Origin of the sequence: Flavicella sediminum, from assembly GCF_006381105.1 — a bacterium.
GTDB lineage: Bacteria > Bacteroidota > Bacteroidia > Flavobacteriales > Flavobacteriaceae > Flavicella > Flavicella sediminum.
Window position 1 is genome coordinate 1 of record NZ_VDET01000008.1, and the last position, 23,605, is coordinate 23,605.

Here is a 23,605-nt window from a genome sequence, read left to right on the forward strand (position 1 = left end):
TAAAATATTTTATCTAGGTCAATTTGAATTAAGAAAACAAGAAACAGTTAATTGAAAAATTGATCAAACTTCAACTTCTATTACAGTTTGATTTGATAGGTAGGTTGTACTTTTATTTTACGCTAATCTATTGCCTGTTTTCTCTTTTTAAACGGACAACTAGTTTGCTACGACTTCAGTTTCTAATTGATGTTTTTTCTATCCCTTCGTTTTAAAACAAATGAAATTTCTTTGAAATTTTAAATAGTATTTCTCACACAATAAGCTACAATGAAAACACATTTTTTTACCATACTAATGATTACTTTGTTTTGCATGACTTTCTGCGAAGCTCAAAAAAAACATAAAAAACCAAATGTTATTTATATAATGACTGATGACCATGCAGCACATGCTACAGGTCTTTATGGCGGACGATTGGCAGGTTTAAATCCAACACCTACTATTGATAAATTTGCTCATGAAGGAATGGTTTTTGAAAACTGTTTTGTCACAAATTCTATTTGTACTCCTAGTAGAGCTTCTATTTTAACAGGACAATATAGCCAAACAAATGGTGTCTTAGATTTATGGGGAGACTTAGATGTTGACAAGCAATATTTACCGAAGGAAATGAAAAAAATGGGATATGAAACAGCTATAATCGGGAAGTGGCATTTACATAATGAACCAGTAGCTTTTGATTATTATAAGGTTTTACCTGGACAAGGGAAATATTTTGATCCTGAGTTTAGAGAAAAGGGAAAAGGAGATTGGCCAACAAATTTGGTAAAATATAAAGGACATGTTACAGATGTAGTTACAAACAACGTGATCGATTGGTTTGAGAAAAGAAACGAAACGGAAAAACCGTTTTTCTTAATGTATCATTTTAAGGCACCTCATGATATGTTTCAGTTCAATCCTAAATATGCTGACTATTTAGAAGATACACATATTCCAGAGCCTGAAAGTTTGTACAATCAGCCTAATTGGGGGTCAGTAGCAACACGAGGTGAAAAAGATAGCATGCTTCATAATATTGGATCTTCAATTTCAGCAAGACATCGCAATAGAAACTATGTAGATGTTTATAAAACAGGTGATAGACCCACAGAAAAGGAAGCTACAAGTGCGGCTTATCAAGAGTATTTAAAACGTTATTTACGCTGTGTTAAAGGAGTCGATGATAACTTGGGCAGATTTTTTGACTATTTGAAGAATAAAGGTTTATGGGAAAATACCATTATTATATATACTTCTGACCAAGGTATGATGCTTGGTGAACATGATATGGAAGATAAACGATGGATGTATGAAGAATCTATACATATGCCATTTATAGTTCATTATCCTAAAAAAGTAAAAGCGGGTTCTCGGTCTGATGCATTAATAAATAACACAGATTTTGCACCTACAATTATAGACTTGGTTGGTGGTAAAGTGCCAAGTTATATGCAAGGAAAAAGCATGAAGAAAATTCTGAAAAAAGGAAAGGACAAACATTGGCGTGACTATACCTATTACCGTTATTGGATGCATATGGTGCACCATGATATTCCTGCTCATTTTGGTTTACGAAGCAAAGACTATAAATTAATTTTTTATTATGGAAGGTACCACGACTTGAAAAAAGAAGGTTCACTAACCATGTATTGGAATGATGAAGCCCATTCAAATAAAGTACTACCCACACCTGCTGCTTGGGAATTTTATGACCTCAAAAATGATCCTAATGAAATGGTTAATGTCTATAAAAACCCAAAATATCAAGACATCATTTTAAAAATGAAAGCGCAATTAAAAGTTGAAAGACGGGAATTAAATGAAGAAGATGCTAAATACCCATTTCTTCAAAATATTATTGAAACGCATTGGAATGATTAATATTTTGTGCGTTTATTAGTAATACTATGAATTGTTGTGAATGAATTATTTCGATTTATTTATTCTTTTATGAAGAGTGATGTGACCCGTAAATTTCTATTTTAGATAATCGGACATTTCGTGTATTGATTTTTTTTATGATAAGAAATGAAAAGTAGCTCTTTTACGGAAAATAGCTGCAATTCAATTCATTTTTCTTGTTCTTCCTTGTTTTATAAAGGGTTCGAACAATTTATACCCCTAATATGATTATTGTATTGGTAGTCCTAAAAGAACAAATAAAGTAATTTTAACAAAAAAATATTATTCAGATGGTAAAAAAAATAGTACTCCTAAATAAGGAGATTAAAAGTATTCATGTTTTTTTGTTCATGTTATGCTTCTTTGTGTCAATTGTAAATCGAGCACAAAGTTCAGAAAAACCGAATATCGTATTCATATTTGCAGATGATTTAGGTTTTGCGGATTTAGGTTTTACAGGTAGTGATTCTCATCTAACTCCGAATTTAGATAAGTTAAGGAAAGAGAGTGTTTATTTTGACAATGCATATTCGTCGCACCCTACATGTTTGCCAAGTAGACTTTCGTTAATGACGGGTAAGTACCCTGCGCGGATTGGAGCTGTAAGTCATGGTAAATTAGGAGGAGTCGCTTCTGGTGATAATTCTTTGCCTTGGTCAGAAGTTACTATAGGACAGGCGCTTCAAAATGATGGGTATTATACAGGTCATATAGGGAAGTGGCATATTAGTAAAGGAGATAATAATCCTCATACTCGTGGGTTTGATGAAGATGTTGCTTCGAATGATTTTTGCTGCCCTGGAAATTACTTTTATCCATATGAATCAGATAAAGAGTGGCAAAAAGAGATGTCTAAAATTCCAGATTTAGAAGATCGTAAACCAGGAGATCATTTAACAGATGCGCTTGGGGAAGAGGCTGTTAAGTTTATTTCTAAACAATCAAATAAAAAACCTTTTTTCTTGAATCTTTCGTTTTATGCTGTACACACACCTTTAGCAGCGAATAAAGAAAAAGTTAAAAAATATAAGGCACTAATAAATAAGAATACCCGCCAAAATAATGCCGTATATGCTGGACTAGTAGAACATTTAGATGATGCGGTAGGTAATGTGTTAAAAGCGTTAAAAGAGCATGGCTTCGATAAAAATACCGTTGTTATTTTTACAAGCGATAATGGAGGTGAAATTACGCATGGTATCACAGATAACTACCCATTGCGAGCAGGAAAAGGCTCTTCTTATGAAGGGGGGATTCGAGTGCCTTTATTGGTGAAGTGGCCTGGGGTTACTAAAAAAGGAAGTGTTTGTAAAGAGCGAATAATTGGTTTTGATTACTATCCAACTTTATTAGAAATAGCAGGTGTTAAGGGAGATGCAAATCACAACAAACATGTTGATGGTTTAGATTTTACAAGTTTACTAAAGAACCCTCATAAGAAATTAAAAAAGAGAGATCTGCATTGGTTGAAATATATTTCTTTAATCCATTTAAAATATCCGGTAGCAGATAGAAATAGATGTGTGGAAACAGTGATTAGTGGAGATTGGAAACTGATGCAGTTTTTTCAAATGCCAGATAATTATTCAGGACATTTTGAATTGTATAATTTAAAGAAAGATCCTTCTGAGACTACAAATTTAGCAAGTAAATACCCTAAGAAGGTTAAAAAATTATATAAGTCTATGAGGAATTGGGAAAAAGAAGTTGACGCCCCTGTCTATGATATGGAAAAATTTTACGGAGCTGCGCAGTAAATAAACTCAGTTGGTCAAAAATAAAATCAATAAATGATTATCAATACAAATTTTATGAATTCAAATAGGTTTTTATTAAGAGTATTGCTGTTAACCTTTGTGTTTGTTTGTCGGTTAAATGCACAAAAGCAGGGAGTTGCTCCTAAGCAATTTGCACATTCTTTAAAAGAATACAATGCTAAATATATTACCAATCAATTTGCACCTGTACTAAAACCGGCTAAGAAAATATATGTCTCTATTGACGGTCGTGATACGAATAAAGGAACAAAAAACAGACCGTTTAGAACGATTGAGGCTGCTAGAAATAGTATTAGAATCTTACAATCTGAAAAAGGATTACCTAAAGGTGGTGTACACGTAATTCTGGAGGAAGGGGTTTATCAAATTGATAAAACTATTTTTTTCAGTAAAGAAGATTCTGGAACAGAGATAGCGCCAATAGTGTATAAAGGGGTTGCTTCAAACAAAGTTGTTTTATCAGGAGGTTTAAGTATCGATACTAATGGATTTAATAAAGTAGAAGATAAAGTGCTTTTGGATCGATTAAACCCAAAAGCAAAAGGCCATGTTATTAGTGTAGATCTTTCAACAAACCCTGATATTGAAGGTTATTTTCAAGGTGATGGTCTTTATGGTCAAATCTCTATGGATGGTTTTATGTTGCAATTGGCACAGTGGCCCAATAGAGGATACAATCAAATAGGAGAGATTATTGAAAGTGGACCTACAACACGTCTGTTAAAACCAGGTGAAAAGGCAATGCCTTATTCTAGAGAAAATCCAACAGGAGGAAAATTTATTTTTAAAGAAACCTTATCTCCTTTAATTCAAAAAGAATTTGAGCGAACAGGTGATATGCAGGCTCAAGGCTATTTTCATAATGATTGGTATTTTCAAGATGAACCTGTTGGAAAAATAAATGATGGCACTGTTCAATTATTACATCACACTAGATATGGCATTTTAGATAAAATTAAAGAATTACCTCGTCGTGTTAGACTTTTTAATGTTTTGGCAGAGTTAGATGAACCGGGGGAATGGTATTTCGATAAAAAGGAGCAGCGTTTATATATTTGGCCTATTGATACTTTTATGCCAGGAAAATCATCATTAACAGTTATAGGAAAACAAGCAAAAGAAGGCGATAATACAGGAAGTGAATTGATAAAGTTAGAAAATACATCCTACTTGACCTTTCGTGATTTAATATTTGAAAATACAGACGATTTAGCCGTTAGTATAAATGATGGTCAGTATAATTTATTAGCGAGTTGTGTTTTTCGAAATGGAAACAGAATGGGCGTTCGAATAAATAACGGAAAATATAATGGTGTTTCAGGATGTGATTTTTATGACTTGTACAATGCTTTTAGTATTTCTGGTGGGGATTTTAAAAATTTAGAAAACTGTTACAATTTTGCCACTAATAATGTGATTAGAAATTGTCGTTTACGCGGTTATGGTGTTGTAGGTTTGTCTGGTGTAGGTATTTATTTTGCAAACAATCTATTACATAGTATGAATGGGGCAGTGAGTTATACTACCGTAAATTTGTTAATGGAGTATAATGAATTTTATAATATTGGTTATGAAATGGGTGACTTTAACGTGGCTTATTGTGGAGCGCAATGGTACACTATGAATAATGTGATCCGTTATAATTTTGTACATCATTTATTTGAACCAGGAGGACATCCTGTAATGGCATTTCGTAATGATGATAATGGGCAAGGGATGAAAGTTTATGGAAATGTATTTTATCGTTCAGGTAGAGGGAGTGTACAGTTTGATGGAGCCTTAAACGATTTTCAGAATAATATTACTTTAGATTGCTCGGTAATGTGGTGGACTTTAAAAAAAACAAGTACACCTGATGCAATTAGTGAACAATGGAAAGACTTAGCAAAGTTCGGAAAAGAACTTCCGCATGGTGACAAAGGCGATTACATTTATATTACTGAAAAATTATTAGGAAAGAAAGGTTGGGAAGAAAGCCCCTGGATTGATGAATTTCCAGAAATGAAATTGACTATGGATACTAACCCATTCTCACAAACCTTCTGTAATGTAAACCTTAATTACACCTATAAAGTAAGAGAAGAATTTCATATACATGGAGGCTCAGGTACTGTTGAAGGTATGGAAAGTAAAGCCGTGGGAGAGTTCAGTGATCTTCCCAAAGAAGGGAGTTTTAGGTTGTCAGAGTCTATCACATTAAATGATTTTAAAGATGTTAAGTCTTTAGATTTTAATTTCAACAGTAATTTTAAACCTATGGAAGGTTTTAAATCTATTCCATTTGATGAAATAGGACTTATTGAAAATGATTTCCGTGTAAGTTCTTTTGATAAAGTTGCTGATAGAAAAGCTATCTATAAACGTTTTGAAAATGAAGTTTCTGGACGTTATAATGCCAAGGTTGTTAATGCAAGATATCCTAAACCAAGTTATTTAAAATAGTGTGAATATAAACTAAACCTCCCTTTTGTCTTATTAAATATCAGAGGGAATTAATCTTAAAATAAAAAGTATGAAAAAAAATACATTAGGTATACATCTATTTTTGTTGTGCTTATTCTGTTTAGGAATAAACATAAAAGCACAAGAATTATATGTTTCAACTACAGGAAGTGATAGTAACGATGGGTCTAAAGAAAAGCCTTTGGCAACCCTCATAGGGGCAAGGGATAAAGCGCGAACAACAGGAGCTAAAACGATATATATACGTGGTGGGCGTTATAATTTTGATAGTACTTGTGTGTTGGATGCTCAAGACTCAGGTGTTACTTTTACAGGGTATAATGATGAAAGGGTGATTTTTGATGGGAGTAAATTTATTAATCCTGAGGGATTTGAACTTGTTACTGACGATGTTTTATTAGCAAAATTACATAACAATGCACAAGGTAAAGTGTACTCAAAAATAATTACTGATAATGATTTGAAATCCCTTTTAAATACATCTACTGCTCAAATTTCTGTAAATGATAAAATGGCAACGTTGGCTAGATTTCCTAATATAGGTTTTGCTACCATAAATCGTAGTACTATTACAGGGGAAGTCAAAGCAACCGAAGGAACAAATGAAGCTCCTAAAGGGGCAGAGTTTAAGCTTTATGAAACTATGGATGCACCCAAATGGAATGCCGAAATAGGTAGATTAAAAAAAATGAAAATAAAAGGCTATATCTCTGCAGATTGGTTAAGAGAAGAACACGAAGTAAGCTCTGTAAGTACATCTGGTAGTATTAGACTACGTGATGGTGCTAAATATGGAATGCTAGAAGGAGGTGCCCATGTTAATCGTTTGTTTTTTTATAATCTTTTATGTGAATTAGATGAACCTGGAGAGTGGTTTTATGATCCAACAGACTCTCGTTTATATTTATGGCCAAGATCTGAAATAACTAAAGATTCAAGTGTTGGAGTTTGGGCGGGACCTCAGTGTTTTGAAATAAATGATGGGCAGAATATTCAAATTAAAAAAATGACTATCCAAAATGTTGGAAAAGGAGTTAATGGTCAAGGAGCCATAAATGTTAAGGGGTTTAGTAAAAATGTTTTGATTGCTGGAGTTACATTTAGGTATATAGCACAACCTTTAACAGGATTTAATATTTATTACGACGTGAGAGATAGTAAAGTTTTGAGCTGTGATTTTTATGATATGCCAGGTAATAGATTGTATGGAGGTAAGGTAACTTCTACAGCTATTGAACATGGGAATAATAGTGTAGAGAATTGTCATTTTACACAGGTATATTCAAAAGACTATTACGGAGGTGTTGGTGCTATAAATGGAGCAGGTAATATTTTTAAAAATAATTTATTTCATAATATAAATGGACAACCAGTTAATCACTCTGGGGTAGATCATGTTATAGAACTTAATGAAGCTTTTAATGTAGGTATTGAAGAAGGTGATGGAGGTGTTTTCTATACTGGGGCTGACATGTGGTCTTTCGGAAATGTAATACGTCATAACTTTGTACATCATATTATGAGTGTGCCTAAATTATTAGGAAGAGCCGCTTTTTTTTCTGATGATTTTGATGCAGGAGAAGAGGTTTCTGAAAACGTTGTTTATAAAGGTGGTTGGGAATCTTTAAAAATGAATAAAGGCGGAGGACATGATATTGTTCGGAATGTCATCTTAGAATGTTACAGAGGTATCCGAAATGGAAATAGTAATTCATCACACTATACTAAAGCATTTAATTATTTAGCTACAGATCCTTTGTCTAATGCTAAAGAAAACTATATTGGAAGAATGCTTAAAGCTATTGGAACTTCTGGTTGGGAAACTACGGTTACAGCAGATAACTGGACAGATAAGATTGAAGATTTTTGGTTGCAGAGATACCCTAAGTTTAAAGAAATGATAATGGCATACAAAGCCAATAAGAATTTTAGACCCTATGCATCTCACTACGATGACAACATGTTTTACGGGAATCATACAAATATTTTAGGAGGCTCTGTAGAAACAAAAAATGGAAATCAAAATATCGATTTATCAATATTTGAAAATCCTAGCGTATTAAATTTTAAATTTAGAGAGCCTCGTCCGTCTTATGCCCCAAAAATTCCTTTTGGAAATATAGGGTTGTATATTGATAATTACCGTTGTGCAGTGCCTAGTAAAGATACATATCGCCAAAAAGTAAAAGAACGATTTAGCGGTCAGCCTTCTCATGATAGCAGTGCTTCTTATGACTATAAAACGATTAACGAAAGATTGTATTACAATTCAGGAGAAATGATTTTCAAACTTACACCTTGTATGGGGGTAATTGAAGAAACAGGTGATGATAGTTTTACAATAACAGCAATTAGCGAAACCTGTATAGATAAGTCAAACGGACAGATACAAATTTCTGCTAAAAACCAAGGGAATTATGAAGCTGTTTTGAATGGAGGCAGTGCGATCACTTTTACTAATGAATGGGCCATTGCTAATTTAGCACCAGGAGCTTTTGATTTGTGTATTACAAATACAGCTACTAGCAAGGAACAATGTTTTAGTTTGGTTGTTGATGCTGGCGGTGTGGTAGCGGGAAAAACCTCAAGCAAAAGAGGAGTTGTAGAGGTAGCTATTTCTAAGGGAACTGCCCCATATGAGGTATTGGTAAATGGAGAACAGGTCATGCAAACGCACTCTTCAAATTTTGAAGTTTCTGCCAATCAAGGAGATTTAGTGGAGGTGAAAACAAGTGTGGTTTGTGAAGGAGGACTTTCTCAAATAGTTTCAGATTTTTTCGATGTTTTTCCAAATCCTTCTCAAGGGCAATTTGAAATCGCCATGGGAACATCTTTAACAGAAGTTTATGTTTCTGTTTATAATGTTTACGGAAAACAAGTGTCGTCAAAAATGTATAGTGTAGATGAAGGCCGTATTCAGTTAGATATCCAGTCACAGCCAAATGGCGTTTACTTTGCGACAATTAATTTAAAAGAAGAGTTTAAAACATTAAAAATCATCAAAAAATAATGAAAAAATATATAATATTTTCAATTGTATGTATAGGACTATTACTTTCATGTAGTGGTGAAGGAGATGACCCCATTGTAGATCCAGACCCAGGTAATGGAGGAGGAGGTGGAGTAGAAGCGAACAAAGCTCCTTCTATTCCAGTATTAAGTGATCCGACCAATAATAAATTATGTATTGATAATAATTTAGTATTTGATTGGGCTGCTTCAACAGATCCAGAAGGAGATGCTGTTAAGTATGCGTTAGAGGTTTCAAAAAATATGGAATTCACTCAAATTACGCATTTATTTACCAATTTAACCAGTCTTAGTAAAACAGTTTTGTTAGACCGGTCACAGGCTTATTATTGGCGCGTAAAATCGACAGATAGCAAAAATAAATCAAGTGATTTTTCAACTGTTTATCAGTTTTATACAGAAGGTTATGGGGTTGAGAATCACTTACCGTTTTCACCAAGTTTAGTTTTACCATCCTTGTCAGCGACAGTAGAATCTGATGGCTTAGAGTTGATTTGGGGAGCAACAGATGTAGATGGAGACGCCTTAAGTTTTGATATTTATATGGATGTAACAAACAGTCCAACTACAGCAATCGCAACAAATCACAGTTCCAAAACATTCCTAGTTAATGGTTTGGCTTCAGGCACTACTTATTATTGGAAAGTGGTAGCCAAAGATGGAAAAGGAGGCGTTTCAAAAGGAGAGGTCTGGAGTTTTACTACAGATTAAAACAGAGTTAGAAGTTTTTTATGTTCACTTCAAAGTTTTAAAACTAATTATAAATAGAAAAAAGATGAAATTATTTACAAATGTTTTTCTCGGTGGGATGTTACTCTTCTTACTTGGGACTGTAAATATATCAGCTCAAAAAAATATAGCACAATTAAATGATAAACCTCATTTTAATGAAGCGTATAGCAATATTTATACTGTAAATCTATTGGCTCAATGGCCAAATCGTAGCTATAATCATATTGATAAAATTGTTAAGGAAGGCCCCACAACACGTTGGTTAAAACCAGGAGAAAAATCTATGCCCTATTCGGTAGAAAATCCTATCGGTGGTAAATTTATTTTCAAAGAAGATTTGTCGCCTAAAGTTTTAAGTGGATTTATACGAACAGGAGATATTCGTGCGCAAGGCTATTTTTCATAATGATTGGTGTTTTCAAGATGAATCTGTAGGTAAAATAGTTGACGAGACAGTTCAATTATTTCACTACACCCGTTATGGTATTGTGGCAAAAATTGAAAGTGTTCCGAGTTGTGTTAGACTTTTTTATGTTTTAGCAGAATTAGAAGAGCCGGGAGAATGGTATTTCGATAAAAGATGAACCTTTATATGTTTGTCTAATTGAAGGTGTTAAAACAATTCCTTTTGATAAAATAGGGTTAAAGAAAGATTCTTTTAGAGTAACTGTTCCTAATAAAGAAACATACCGAAGCAATGTTTACAATTATGTTAAAAACGACAAAGGTGGGCGATACAATGCTCAATTAGTAAATGGTAGATATCCAAAACCAAGTTGTTTTTATTTTTTAATAAAAACAAGAATATATTATGATTTTAATCACATTAAAAAATAGAATTTAAATTAAAAATAATTGATAAATGAGATATTTAAAAACATACCGAATTAAGCTTTTTTTCTTCTGTTTAGTTAGCTTTAAGATGTCTGTAGCTCAAGAAGAAAGCTACAGTTATGTTCCTTTGGATAATATGGGTTTTTTTGATGACCCAGGAAGAAACTGGCAGATTACTTCAAACTTTATTTCAGATTTCTCTAAGCCTTGGGATATAAATAAACTAGATAAAGGTAGTGGCGTTCTTGTAAATAATTTAACTAAAAAGCATCGGTCTCATCTAGTCACTAAAAAAGAATTTGGTGATATTTATTTGGAACTAGAATTTATGATGGATAAAGGATCAAATTCAGGTGTTTATTTACAAGGAAGATATGAGATCCAGTTGTTAGATAGTTGGCGAAAAGTAGATCCTACTTTTGCGGATTGTGGAGGAGTTTATCAACGTTGGAATACAAAGGCGGAAGTAAAAGGTTTTGAAGGAGTAGCTCCCATAGAAAATGCGACGCGTGCTCCTGGATTGTGGCAACAGCTTCGTATTCGTTTTCGCGCTCCTCGTTTTAATTCCGATGGGAAAAAAATAGCCAATGCTCGTTTTGAAGAAGTTTACCTTAATGGTATTTTAATTCAGCAGCAAGTCGAAGTTTCAGGGCCAACAAGAGCTGCAATGTTTTATGATGAAATGGCAACGGGTCCCTTAATGATTCAAGGAGATCATGGTAAGCTTGCAATTCGTAATATAAAATACAGCCATAGTAAGTTTAAAGTACCAAAAAATACTATTAATAAGGAGTTGGTTGTAATAAAACCGGATAGCAAACCCTACTTATTGAGAAGTTTTCTTGATTATAAAGGAGAAAAGTTAAACTACGTTGTCTCCATGGGTACAACGGAAGGTGTTCATTATTCTTATGATGTTTCTCAAGGTGCTTTGTTGCAAGTTTGGAGAGGTCGTTTTATGGATGTGACAGATATGTGGCATCGTCGAGGTATAGCACAATTAGCGCAACCTTTGGGAAGTGTGATCCCATTCTTTAAAGGGCCTTCACTTGCTAGTTTATCAAATATGGAATCAAGATGGTCGGAAGAAGTTAATTTTGAGGATATGGAAGATAGGAGTTATTTACTCGATAAAAATGGAACTCCTACTTTTAAATATAAGTTAAAAGATGTTAATGTAAGTGATAAAATAGAGTTAGAATACGGTGGAAGATCCTTAAAAAGAAATTTGAAAATAGAAAATCCTCCTGCTAATTTGTATTGTAGGGTAGTTTCTGCAAAAGAATTAGAGCTTGTGCGTAAAAACTTATACCGTGTAAACGGTATTTATTATGTACAATTGAATAAAAATTCTAATCCGATTATTAGAAAAACAGCAACAGGAAAAGAGATGCTTTTATCTCTTGAAAAGCACGAGAAATCATTCACTTATTCCATTATTTGGTAATATAAAAACTTAATTTAATGATTAAATTCAAGAATATGTCTTATAGGAAAATTAAAATTTTAGGGGTATTTATGTTCATAATTTTAACTGTATTTGTTGGACAAGCTCAAGAAAAAAAAGAACTTCAGGTTGATCCAACAGAGGCTGATTATTATAAAATAAATACCATTCCCATTCCTGAAGGAATGATGTTGGGTATTGGTGGAATGGCTATGTTACCAAATGATAAGTTAGCAATAAGTACGCGTCGAGGTGAAATCTGGACAATTTCTAATCCATACATGAAATTTGGACAAAAACCTAGTTTTAAACTTTTTGCAAAAGGACTGCATGAGCCATTAGGTTTGGCATATCGTAATGGAGCACTTTATACAGCCCAGCGTCCTGAGTTAACCAGGTTGAAAGATTTGGATGGCGATGGAATAGCAGATGAATATAAAACGGTTTATCCATTTCATCTTTCAGGAAATTATCATGAGTATGCTTATGGTCCGGTCTTCGATAAAGATGGTAATATGACAGTTACACTTAATTTAGCATGGCATAAAGGTATGCAGAGTTTGGTGAAATGGCGTGGTTGGATGTTGAAAATAACAGAAGAAGGAAAAAGTGAACCCTATGCTACTGGTTTACGCTCTCCCGCTGCCTTTGGTCTTAATAAAGAGGGAGATATTTTTTATGCTGAAAATCAAGGTAGATGGATTGGTTCTGGTTATATAACAGCCTTGGAAAAAGGAGATTTTGCTAGCCACCCAGCGGGTTTAAAATGGTCAAGTGAGCCTGAATCTACCGTTAAATTAAAAGTAGATGATATTCCTGATACAGGTAAGCCTCAGTTTGAAGTAGCAAAAAACATTGCGGGTATAAAAACGCCATCTGTTTGGATTCCGCATGGGTATATGGGGGTTTCAACTTCAGGTATGTTGTTAGATGATCGTGGAGATTTTGGCCCTTTTAAGGATCAAATTTTTGTAGGTGACCAGGGAAGAAGTTTAATAAATAGAGTATTCCTTGAAAAAGTGAAAGGGGTATATCAAGGGGCTGTATTTTCATTTGTCAAAGGTTTTTCTTCAGGAGTGTTTCGTATGTGTTGGGGATCTGATTCAAGTATGTTTGTAGGTATGACCGCTAGAGGTTGGGGGGCCACTGGAGGTGAAATTTATGGATTACAACGATTAGTTTGGAACGGTAAAGTTCCATTTGAAATAAAAGCAATGCGAGCAATGTCCGATGGTTTTGAACTTGAATTCACAAAACCGGTAGATAAGAACTCTGCTTCGAGCATTGAGTCATATCACTTTAATACATTTACTTATAAATACCATAACACCTACGGTAGTCCTGTTATAAATAGGGGAGATTGTAATGTTAAGGCAATTAAAATTTCTGATGATGGAATTAAAGTACGTGTAGCCCTTGATAATTTGAAGGAGGGATATATACATGAAGTTTCTGTAAAAGGAATTCGTTCAGCGCATGAAAAACATCCAATTCTTCATCCTGTTGGTTACTATACATTAAATAAAATACCGGAGGGGAATAAAATGGAGGCTAAGTTTTTTCAAGAGGAAAATAAAAAAAAGTATCTAGATATACTTGAGAAGAAAGAAAAGAAAAGGAAAGTGAAATTAGCATCTAAAACCAATAAAAAGAAAAGTTCAAACCTTAAGAATATAATAACTCTTGAACAAGTTCGTCCACTGTTAATAAAGCATACATGTATAGCATGTCATGCTACAGATAAAAAGCAAGTTGGGCCATCATTTAAAGAAATTGCCAAGCGTGGATATTCTGCAGATAAAATGGCAAAGTTAATTTATGAACCTCAGCCCGAAAATTGGGCGGACTATGCAACTCCAATGCCCCCAATGAGTCATGTTCCTAAAGCGGATATTTATAAAATTGTAAAATATATAAAATCTTTGCAATAACGTTTAATAGAGAATCTATAATTGTCATAAAAATATAATAAATCAATAATTAATTATAAAAGATGAACTTAAAAACAATTAAAAAAGGTGTGCTAAATACTCTTTTATTAAGTATGTTGGTGGCATGTAATGAGACTGATTTAAATAAGAACTTAGTAAAAAAAAAGAATGAATATATAAGGGGAAATACTTTAGCCGAATTACAGCATGATTTTGTAAACACCAGATACCAAGCGTATTTTCATTATAATATGTGTACGTTTAAAAATTTACACTCAGACGAGTATGAAGGAAGATCAAGAGGAACAGAACCTGCTACTATGTTCTCTCCAACCGGTTTAAATATTGGTAACTGGGTAAAAGCTGTAAAAGTAGCTCGTATGGAAGGAGGTTGGTTAACTACAAAACATCACGGAGGGTTTTGTTTATGGGATAGCTAATTTACAGATTATGATGTAAATTCATCGGGAGACAAAACAGATATAGTTCGTGAGTTTACAACCAAATTTAGAAAGGCTGGCTTAAAAGTAGGTTTGTATTATTCTATTTTAGATTATCATCATAGTGTTGAAAACGGAAAAACTTCAGCCAAAGATGTGCAATTTTTAAAAAATCAAATAACAGAGCTTTTAACCAATTATGGTAAAATTGATTATATCAATTTTGATGGATGGAGTTCATGGCCAACTACTCCAAATTTTGATGACGTTGCGTATGGTGAAATTTTGGGCTTGGTGAAAAAATTACAGCCAGAATGTTTGATTATTTCACATACTTATGAATCTAATTTGTCTCATGCTGAAGTACCTTTTGCAGAAGCTGCAGGTAGAAATTATCCGTATCATCCAGATTATTTACGTCCAACAGCTGCTTCTGATTTTTTACAGCGCGGATGGTGGTGGGATAATACTGATGAAATGAAAGTTAGAAAAAGTGTGGATTATATTCTAGGAAAATTAAATAGTTATAATTCTCATAATTCGGTATATATTCTTAATATTTCTCCTAATATAGCGGGTGATATTGATACTGATGTTTTTGTTCGATTAAAAGAAGTGGCTGATGTTTGGAAAAAACCAGCGGATATTCCTATGGGAAATAATTGGGGTTATCAATACAACACTCAGGAAAATTTAGCATTTATGAAATCTTGTGAGCAATCAAGTATGAATAAGTTTGTTCGAGACAAAAGAGCGTACCCAAGAGCAGAAATTGTTGTTGATGGTGTTACTGAAGGGAATGCGATGATGAAACAAACTTCTTGGACCCTTTTAGAAAATAATCCTTGGTGGCGTGTTGATTTAGGAGAGGTTTATACAGTAAATGAGATAATTATTTACAATCGTACCGATGGTATTGAGGTAAATCAGTTAAAAGATTTTACTGTTTCATTGCATGATGCTGTAGGAAATATAGTTTGGAAATCGGTTCAAAATCAAGTTCCAATTCCTTCAGTTAAAATTCCAGTGAGTAATAAGAAGGGGCGCTTTGTGAAAATTCAATTGAATGGTAAAGGTTCTTTGACTTTAGCTGAAGTTATTGTGAAATAAAAAATCCAGTTAAATTAAAAAAAATGACTAAGTCTTGATGTAATGATCTAGACTTAGTCATTTTTTTTGTTTAAATATCTAATTGCAATAAATTCAATATAGAATCGTTTAAAAGCCTTTTAAAACAGGGGGTTGAACAAAATGAAGCCTAAATAAGAACATTTTGAGAGCCCTTTTGTCTTTATAATATGTCCAAATTTGAAGAATACTTATTTCTAATGAATAAGTGTTATTTAATTAAAAACTTAATATTATTAATTATGAGAAAAAGATTACAAACTTCAGTTTTTGTTGTGGGGGCATTATTAACAGTTCAAATGTCCTTTGGGCAATCAGTTGCTGTGCCATTGTCTAACGCTACAGGTGGTGCAGGTAATTATCCAACGTCAAGAAATGATCCTAATTATGTGATCAATGATGCTTTTGCTTACGACTTAAACAGTCTTGCTGACACTTATCCTGATACCGATGCATCAGGAACAGATAATTATTTTATCTCAGATAATACAGCTGCCTATAATTGGTGGAAATGTGACATCGCTATTCCTTCTGGAAAAACCTTAAAATATTTAGAGTTGTATACAAGGAAAGGTATTGTCATAAATAGTAGAACCTACTAATAGATATTTTGACTTAAAAATAACGTTGCATGATGGTTAAATAAAAGAAGCTAATTGTTTTCGTATATGAAATTTACTAAGGGTATTATAAAAATTAAGTTTGAGTAAATTATTAATGGAACTTGAGAGGTAGTTTTGAATTATTACTTGTTAAAACAATTGAAAACACTAGGGTTGTGTTTTTTTTGAACAAATTTTCATCCAAATAGGAATATATGTTATCCTTGATAACCATAAAAGTTGGCATCTTTGAATAATTGAAAAAAGAAATCAAGTTAAGACTATTATTAAACTAGCCTTAATAAGAAGTTTACTTTCGTCAAAACAATAATTAATATTAACTAAACTAAAACTGATTTGAAACAAAACCAATGTTATTACACGGTGAGTGTATTGAAAAAAAATAAAGTAAACCCTTTTGGGAGATATTTAATACTTCCATAATATTTATTAACCAATTTATTTAAATACTAAAAAAATATGAAATACATCAATAAGTTCTTCTTGTTATTTGTGGTTTTCATGCCCTTAATAGCATGTGATGAAGATGATGCATTTGTTGATAAAAAACCAAATGTTACTTTGCTTTCACCTGTTGATAAAACAAGTGGAGTGGATATTGCGCCTGCATTTGAATGGCAAGGGGTAGACCCAAGTGGAGATGATTTAACCTACGATTTTTATTTAGGTCTAGATAGCACGAAATTATATTTAGAAGCAAAAGATTTAACTGAAACAAACTATAAGCTTTTGGATTATAAACTTCGAAAAGATGGCGAGTTTTATTGGAAAGTTGTCGCTAAAAATGGTTTTGAAAAAGGAGAAAGTGCTATTTGGCGTTTTATGTCAATTCCTGCTCCAGCAGCACCTAGTTTGCTAATGCCAGAAACGAATGATTTTGTTCGTGAGAGTTTGGTGTTGGAATGGGAAGCTGTGCCAGCTGCTGAGGGAGAAACGATTAGTTATAACGTTTTTTTAGATAAAGATGAAAATCCAAAGGAACTTGCAGGTAAAGTAGATGACGGAAGTACTTCTTTAACTATAGATGCTTCAAAGCTTGATGTTGGCTCTGTTTATTATTGGAGAGTAGATGCTACTGATTTGATTAATAGCTCAGCTAGTGAAGTTCGTTCTTTCAAAAAATTAAATACAGGAGCTCCTGACGAGCCTATTCTTGTAACTCCCTTAGATAAAACAGGTGTCCCATCAGGTGTAGTGTTAGATTGGACGGATGTAACAGATCCAGAAGGTGATGCTGTTAGTTATGAGTTGTATATGGATAAGAGTATTTCTCCAACAACTTTAGTCAATACTTCTAACGCTAGTGAGTTTACAACGACTAATTTAGATGTTAATTCGGCGTACTATTGGTATGTCGTAGCAAAAGATCCTGCAGGAAATACGACTAAATCTGAAACCTTTGGATTTTCTGTGACGGGTGCAGGTGTTGGATTTCCTGAAATTCATGATTTTACAGTACAAAACGTTTTGTCCTTAGATGAATCGTTGGTATGGGATGCTGCATCTGGTGCTGCTTCTTATGACGTATATGTGGGTACCTCAAATCCTCCGAAAAATAAAGTGGCTAGTGATATTTCGGATACAGAATTTCAAATTAAAAATGCTGATATACCTAGCGATTTGACAAATGTAAAAACCTATTATGCTCTTGTTGTAGCGAAAGATGGTACTGGGAGAGAAACAAATTCCTTTCCTGTGTCATTTACACCGCAAATGACTGGAACTATGATTGATGTTCGGGGTGCAAAGACAACAACTTATCCATGGGTACGAGTGGGAACTCAAATATGGTTAACTCAAAATTTAAGAGCTAAGAACTTAGTTAATGGGGATGCTATGGATAGGATAGATAATGGAGTAAAACCTGGAAATGATCAATTAGGTTATGATCAACACCCAATATTAGACATAAAAACACATGGTTTGGCTTATAGTTGGTGGTGTATTAATTCTTCATCAGTTATTCCTGAAGGGTGGCATGTAGTAACTGAGGCAGAGCTTAAAGCTTTGAGAAGTTATGTAGGTGAAAGCTCTCCTGTAAGTGTTTTAGGTGATTTTCATGGCGGTACGAATCTTTATGGAATAAACTTTAATACATCTGGGTGGAGATACAATAATGGTACTACAAATAATGATTTTAGTGCAGGTTTTAGAATAGCATTAGAACCTGCAAATTGCATTAATTGGTTAAATACTAATTCTTCTAATGTGCGAGTATTCAATCTTAAAGGAGAAGCAAAAGTATATGATTTTGGAGGTTATGCGACAAATATGATGTTTGGATTAAGACTCATTAAAGATGAATAGTACAATGAAATTTATTTTAAAATTAATAACTAATTATATAATATGAAATATAAAATAGCATTTTTCTTTAGTTGCTTTATTCTTTTGAGCCAGACCATAAGTGCTCAGAGTATTAAAGTAACAGGAAAAGTAACCGACGAAAATGGTATACCATTATTTGGAGCTAATATTATAAGTACCGATTCAAGTAATAGTGTAAATGGTACTAACGCTGATTTTGATGGGAATTATAGCATAATAGTAGCGCCAAATAGTAAATTAGAAATTACATATATAGGATATGTAGCTCAGACAATTATTGTTAAAAACCAAAGAATTGTAAATGTATCTTTACTACCAGATCAAGAAACTTTGGAAGAGATTGTAGTGGTAGGCTATACCAAAACAAAAAAGGCCAATATAATTGGTGCTGTTGCAACGGTAAAAGGTGCTGATTTAATGGAAACCGGGGTTACAAATATCTCCCAAGCCATTCAAGATCGACTACCTGGTGTTTATACTGAAGTTCCATCAGGACAACCTGGAGCAGATGATGCAAAAATTACCATTCGTGGAGTCTCTACTTTTAATGGGGATAATTCACCGTTAATTTTGATAGATGGTGTGGAAGCTGCAGGTGGGTTTTCTCAGTTAGATCCGGGTGAAATTGCAAGTATGTCTGTATTAAAAGATGCTGCATCTACTGCTGTTTATGGTAATCGAGGAGCAAATGGTGTTATTATTATTACAACGAACCGTGGAAAAGAAGGACCTGCTAAAATAACTGTAGGTGGTGGTGTTACTGCTAAGTTTATGTCAGATACACCAAATAAACTGTCCTCATATGATGTATTGATGTTAGGACAAGAAGCTATAAAAAACTCAGGAGCTTATAATGGATTAAGGCCACAAAGTTATATCAATGAGTTTTTAAACCCTAATAGAGATCAAGAACTTTATCCAGATGTTGATTGGTATGATACTTTGATTAAAGACATTGGATGGGAACATAATACTCGAATTAATGTGTCAGGAGGAACAAGTTTTGTGAAATATTTCAGTTCTTTTAGTGTTAATCACGTGGGTGATATATTAAAAAAAGAAAATTTTGGAAATGGTTATTATGATCCTTCATTTTCTTATGATAAAATGAACTTTAGAACTAATTTGGATTTTAATCTTACAAAAACTACCCAGTTAACAGTAGATATTTCTGGACGGTCTGAAACTAGAAAATCCCCAAATACCGATGTAGGGAGAAATGATTTTGGTAATTTGTTTAAATTTTTAGACGAAGCAACTTCTTATTCTTATCCTATATATTATTCGAAGGAGTTTGTGGAAGCACATCCGGACCCATACTCACCATACTCACCTAGTATACGTTACTCGGGAGCTGATGGAGAAGCACCATACCAATCAAATCCATATACTAAGTTAAACTATTCGGGAATGAGAAAAAATAGGAAAGACGTTGTTGATATAAGGGTTGGAGTTACACAAAATTTAGATATAGTTACTGAGGGGTTAAGTTTTTCAGGTAAATTTAATTACAGCACAGCTTTTGATTATCAAAAAATAGAGAAATTAAATGCTCAAATATGGTATTTTGATGTGCTAGAAAATGAGTGGAGACCACAATCTAAGCAAAATTATAATGAATCAGAACCAATTTTTCATTCTTCAGGAGGTGAAAATTACAATGGAAGTTTACGAAATACCTATTATGAAGGTAAACTAAACTACAGTCGTGGGTTTGATGGTCATAATGTTGCTGCTACTGCGGTTTTTAATAGAACGGAACGTAATGTTGGCGCAGGAGTTTTACCTTCTTATAGCGAAGATTGGGCAGGTGTTTTGAATTACGATTATAGAGGAAAGTACTTAGCCAAACTTACTGGTGGATACAACGGATCTGAGAAGTTTGCGCCAGGAAAACGTTTTGGTTTTTTTCCAGGATTTGCAGTTGGTTGGAATATTGCTAAAGAAAGCTTTGTACAAGATAAGTTACCATGGTTGAATACTTTTAAAGTACGTTACAATTATGGTACTTCAGGTACAGAAAATGCTGCTAGATTTTTATATTTAGGAGGGTACTCTAGTAAAGGTGGATCTATTGTAAACTATAATTTTGGGCTTCCAGCTGGTGGAGATGTATCTAGATGGGCAGAAACAAAAATAGCTAATCCAAATGCAACATGGGAAACAGCCACTAAGCAAAATTTAGGGTTTGATATAGGGCTGTTTAATTATGATCTTACTTTTGGTGTAAACCTATATAAAGAGCACAGAACAGGTATTTTTGTTAATACGCCAGTGCCATCTTATTTTAATCCAAGTTTTGGTACTTTAAGTGGGGGGAAAATAACTCTTCCAAAAGTTAACTTAGGTGAAGTTAAAAATCATGGATTTGAGATTGAAACCAATTATAAACATACTCTAAGAGGCGGTTTACATTATTCATTTGGTGGTAGTGTAACAGTGGCTGATAGTAGAGTAATATATCAAGGGGATAGAGTTGGAACCCCAGATTATCAAAAAAATGAAGGGAAACCTATTGGTTGGTTAAGTGGATATCAAAGTAACGGATATATTAATAGCTTTGAAGAGGCTATTAATTCTCCTGAAGTACCGAATGGGAATAGACCAGGAATATATTCTTATGCTGATTTTAACGGAGATGGTAGGATAAATACTAACGATAGAATTCCTTTAGATGGAACGAGTCAACCAGAGTTAATTTATGCTTTCAATGGAAGTTTAAATTATAGAGGCTTTAATTTTAGTGCACGATTTTTTGGTAAAAAAGGAGTGACTTATAACCAAAATAACTTATTCCCTAATTTTAATAGTACCTTATTAGAGGCTAAATCAGTTCATTTAGACACTTGGAGTCCAGAAAATCAAAACGCTACTTTTCCGGCCTTTGGTCATATTGATAGTTCACAAGGATATCAAGCAAAAAGTAATGCGACTACTATTAACTCGTCTTATCTAAAGTTACAAAGTATCACTCTAGGATACAGCCTTGAATCTGACTTTTTAACCAAAGTTCTAAGGATTCAAAGAATGAAATTTAATATTTCAGGATATAATTTGTATACGTGGACAAAAGTACCTTTTGGGGATCCAGAAGGAGGAAATGGGATTTCAGGTGGCTTTGGGCAATACCCTTTGGTTAAACGATTTATTTTTGGGGTGAGCATTGATTTTTAAAAAACAAATATTATGATAAAAAACAGATATATAATTATTTTTATTTCAGCCTTATTTTTTATGAGCTGTGAAGATTATTTGGATAAGCAAGATCCGGATGATAGTTTTGCTACCGAAGATGAGGTGTGGCAAGATAAGAACAAGATAAATAGTATGGCCTTTAGGTTATATGACACTACGGAATGGATGTTTGAAACTCGGCATAATTGGGGAGGAAGACAGGATGCTGGTTTCGCTAAAAATTATGCAAATACTATGGTGTTTTCTGGGGAGGTTATCTATAATAGGCATTTGGGCGTAGAAGATGCTGTTAAAAAAGGAGATTATTTCACTGCTATAAATACTTCTTATGCTAATCCTGATTTTCATGATGTGTGGTATGATTGTTGGGAAGCTATTTATGTAGCTAATAGTATTTTGGATAGAATAGATGAGGTTCCGTCTACCGTTTTCACAGACGATGAAAGGAATCAAGTAAAGGGAGAAGCTTTATTGTTTAGAGCTTTGTCATATCATGAGTTATCAAAACGTTGGGGAGCTTTACCTTACTTAAAAGAAAAAATTCTTCCAGACACTGACTTAAATTTACCTAGACCTACATTTTTAGAAGAAACAAATGCTATCGTATCAGATATAGATGCTGCTATAGCAGTGTTTCCTGAGGTAAGTTATTTAAATCATCCCCAGAATATGGGGCGTATGGGGGTAGTAGCAGCTATGGCTTTGAAATCAAGAGTATTAACGATAGCAGCGAGTCCTAACTATACCCCAAATAACCAAAAGGTTAAAGAATTATGGGAACGTGCAGCAAATGCTGCTTGGGAGGTGATTCAATTGTCACAAACATCAGATAAAGTAGGCTTGTATCAAGGAGAATACAATCATATATTCCATACAGAGCCAGGAACTATTGAGGGTTTATGGCCTAGGTACTCAACTCCAATAAGTCCAAGCAGTGATGCATTTACTTTTTCGTTTGCATGGAAGTTTATTGGAGGCTATGCAGGTTACGGACCATCTCAAGAGTTAGTCGATAAGTTTGAAACGGCTGATGGCTTTCGTATATCGGAAGCGGGATCAACGTATAATGACCAAAACCCGTATGAAAATAGAGATCCGCGTTTCTATTTAGATATTTTATATCATGATGCGCCATGGGCTAAGACTACTGAAGCTGATAAAATGGATTTAAGAACAGAACCATTGGGTGTCGACAGAGATAAACCTAACACGTCGGAATTTGGAAATTCGTCAACAGGATATTTAATTAGAAAACAAATGCCCAACAAATTTAACAAAAAATCGTATAATAATGCAAAGTATATTAACGCTCCGTATATACGAATGGCAGAAATGTATTTAAATTATGCTGAAGCAGTAAATGAAGCCTTTGAAAATCCTAATGCAACGGCAGAGGGAGCTTCATTAACAGCTGTTCAAGCAATCAATGTTATTCGTAATCGTGTGGGACATGTAGATGTACGTGCAGAATACGCTTCTGATTATTTGACATTTCAAAAAACTATTAGAAATGAATTTGCGGTTGAGTTATGTTTTGAATATCATTCATGGTTTGATATGTTGCGATGGAGGACAGCAAAAGAGGAGTTAAATGGTCGTGTTTTCCATGGCGTTTATATTATAGATGATGCTTCACAACCTATGGGAGTTCGTTTTGAGAAGTTTCCTATCAATCAAAATAGAATATTTGAAGATAGAAACTATAGGTATCCAATAAAAGAGAGTGATTTGCAAACTTTTGAAATACCAAATTTAACTCAAAATCCAGGTTGGTAATATATTAATAACT

13 protein-coding genes and 1 pseudogene are annotated in these 23,605 nt (G+C 33.7%); all 14 read left to right on the top strand.

Features of this window, described 5'->3' with window-relative positions:
• The first annotated feature begins 270 nt into the window (after positions 1 to 270).
• The 14 genes and pseudogenes from FGM02_RS10185 (at position 271) to FGM02_RS10250 (ending at position 23,592) form a co-directional block, all read left to right on the top strand.
• A complete protein-coding gene (locus FGM02_RS10185) occupies positions 271 to 1,866 on the top strand; it encodes a sulfatase family protein (RefSeq protein ID WP_139958278.1) in 1,596 nt (531 codons plus the stop codon).
• A 311-nt stretch (positions 1,867 to 2,177) separates the two neighbouring features.
• Positions 2,178 to 3,644 carry a sulfatase gene (locus FGM02_RS10190; RefSeq protein WP_139958279.1) on the top strand — a complete coding sequence of 489 codons (1,467 nt, stop codon included), beginning with the start codon at positions 2,178 to 2,180 and terminating at the stop codon, positions 3,642 to 3,644.
• A 33-nt stretch (positions 3,645 to 3,677) separates the two neighbouring features.
• Positions 3,678 to 6,107, top strand: coding sequence for a right-handed parallel beta-helix repeat-containing protein (locus tag FGM02_RS10195; protein WP_208021504.1), 2,430 nt, complete (start codon positions 3,678 to 3,680; stop codon positions 6,105 to 6,107).
• Positions 6,108 to 6,177: 70 nt separating this feature from the next.
• The gene (locus FGM02_RS10200) at positions 6,178 to 9,138 is read left to right on the top strand and encodes a T9SS type A sorting domain-containing protein (RefSeq protein ID WP_139958280.1); all 2,961 of its coding nucleotides are present in this window, start codon (positions 6,178 to 6,180) and stop codon (positions 9,136 to 9,138) included.
• The gene (locus tag FGM02_RS10205; RefSeq protein WP_139958281.1) at positions 9,138 to 9,869 is read left to right on the top strand and encodes a fibronectin type III domain-containing protein; all 732 of its coding nucleotides are present in this window, start codon (positions 9,138 to 9,140) and stop codon (positions 9,867 to 9,869) included. Before FGM02_RS10200 ends, FGM02_RS10205 begins: the two co-directional genes overlap by 1 nt.
• A gap of 64 nt (positions 9,870 to 9,933) precedes the next feature.
• Entirely contained in the window at positions 9,934 to 10,296 is a 363-nt protein-coding gene (locus tag FGM02_RS10210; protein ID WP_139958282.1) for a hypothetical protein, read from the top strand.
• 516 nt (positions 10,297 to 10,812) lie between these two features.
• Complete coding sequence (locus FGM02_RS10215; protein ID WP_166461162.1) at positions 10,813 to 12,171, top strand: 3-keto-disaccharide hydrolase; 1,359 nt, start codon at positions 10,813 to 10,815, stop codon at positions 12,169 to 12,171.
• Between the two features lie 71 nt (positions 12,172 to 12,242).
• Complete coding sequence (locus tag FGM02_RS10220) at positions 12,243 to 14,102, top strand: DUF7133 domain-containing protein (protein ID WP_139958284.1); 1,860 nt, start codon at positions 12,243 to 12,245, stop codon at positions 14,100 to 14,102.
• A 113-nt stretch (positions 14,103 to 14,215) separates the two neighbouring features.
• Positions 14,216 to 15,154, top strand: a pseudogene (locus FGM02_RS18270) (alpha-L-fucosidase); the annotation flags it as partial.
• Positions 15,155 to 15,268: 114 nt separating this feature from the next.
• Entirely contained in the window at positions 15,269 to 15,652 is a 384-nt protein-coding gene (locus FGM02_RS18275) for a galactose-binding domain-containing protein (RefSeq protein ID WP_394344440.1), read from the top strand.
• Between the two features lie 260 nt (positions 15,653 to 15,912).
• Positions 15,913 to 16,272, top strand: coding sequence for a hypothetical protein (locus FGM02_RS10235; protein ID WP_139958287.1), 360 nt, complete (start codon positions 15,913 to 15,915; stop codon positions 16,270 to 16,272).
• A 480-nt stretch (positions 16,273 to 16,752) separates the two neighbouring features.
• Positions 16,753 to 18,600 (top strand): fibronectin type III domain-containing protein, encoded by a 1,848-nt coding sequence (locus tag FGM02_RS10240; protein WP_139958288.1) that lies wholly within the window; start codon positions 16,753 to 16,755, stop codon positions 18,598 to 18,600.
• 42 nt (positions 18,601 to 18,642) lie between these two features.
• Positions 18,643 to 21,795 carry a SusC/RagA family TonB-linked outer membrane protein gene (locus FGM02_RS10245; protein WP_139958289.1) on the top strand — a complete coding sequence of 1,051 codons (3,153 nt, stop codon included), beginning with the start codon at positions 18,643 to 18,645 and terminating at the stop codon, positions 21,793 to 21,795.
• A gap of 12 nt (positions 21,796 to 21,807) precedes the next feature.
• Entirely contained in the window at positions 21,808 to 23,592 is a 1,785-nt protein-coding gene (locus FGM02_RS10250; RefSeq protein ID WP_139958290.1) for a RagB/SusD family nutrient uptake outer membrane protein, read from the top strand.
• Positions 23,593 to 23,605 lie beyond the last annotated feature (13 nt).

What these genes read in the sequence shown, in the direction of transcription:
- FGM02_RS10185 (WP_139958278.1), top strand. Translation starts at nt 271, where the DNA reads ATGAAAACACATTTTTTTACCATACTAATGATTACTTTGTTTTGCATG.
- FGM02_RS10190 (WP_139958279.1), top strand. Translation starts at nt 2,178, where the DNA reads ATGGTAAAAAAAATAGTACTCCTAAATAAGGAGATTAAAAGTATTCAT.
- FGM02_RS10195 (WP_208021504.1), top strand. Translation starts at nt 3,678, where the DNA reads ATGATTATCAATACAAATTTTATGAATTCAAATAGGTTTTTATTAAGA.
- FGM02_RS10200 (WP_139958280.1), top strand. Translation starts at nt 6,178, where the DNA reads ATGAAAAAAAATACATTAGGTATACATCTATTTTTGTTGTGCTTATTC.
- FGM02_RS10205 (WP_139958281.1), top strand. Translation starts at nt 9,138, where the DNA reads ATGAAAAAATATATAATATTTTCAATTGTATGTATAGGACTATTACTT.
- FGM02_RS10210 (WP_139958282.1), top strand. Translation starts at nt 9,934, where the DNA reads ATGAAATTATTTACAAATGTTTTTCTCGGTGGGATGTTACTCTTCTTA.
- FGM02_RS10215 (WP_166461162.1), top strand. Translation starts at nt 10,813, where the DNA reads ATGTCTGTAGCTCAAGAAGAAAGCTACAGTTATGTTCCTTTGGATAAT.
- FGM02_RS10220 (WP_139958284.1), top strand. Translation starts at nt 12,243, where the DNA reads ATGTTCATAATTTTAACTGTATTTGTTGGACAAGCTCAAGAAAAAAAA.
- FGM02_RS18275 (WP_394344440.1), top strand. Translation starts at nt 15,269, where the DNA reads ATGAATAAGTTTGTTCGAGACAAAAGAGCGTACCCAAGAGCAGAAATT.
- FGM02_RS10235 (WP_139958287.1), top strand. Translation starts at nt 15,913, where the DNA reads ATGAGAAAAAGATTACAAACTTCAGTTTTTGTTGTGGGGGCATTATTA.
- FGM02_RS10240 (WP_139958288.1), top strand. Translation starts at nt 16,753, where the DNA reads ATGAAATACATCAATAAGTTCTTCTTGTTATTTGTGGTTTTCATGCCC.
- FGM02_RS10245 (WP_139958289.1), top strand. Translation starts at nt 18,643, where the DNA reads ATGAAATATAAAATAGCATTTTTCTTTAGTTGCTTTATTCTTTTGAGC.
- FGM02_RS10250 (WP_139958290.1), top strand. Translation starts at nt 21,808, where the DNA reads ATGATAAAAAACAGATATATAATTATTTTTATTTCAGCCTTATTTTTT.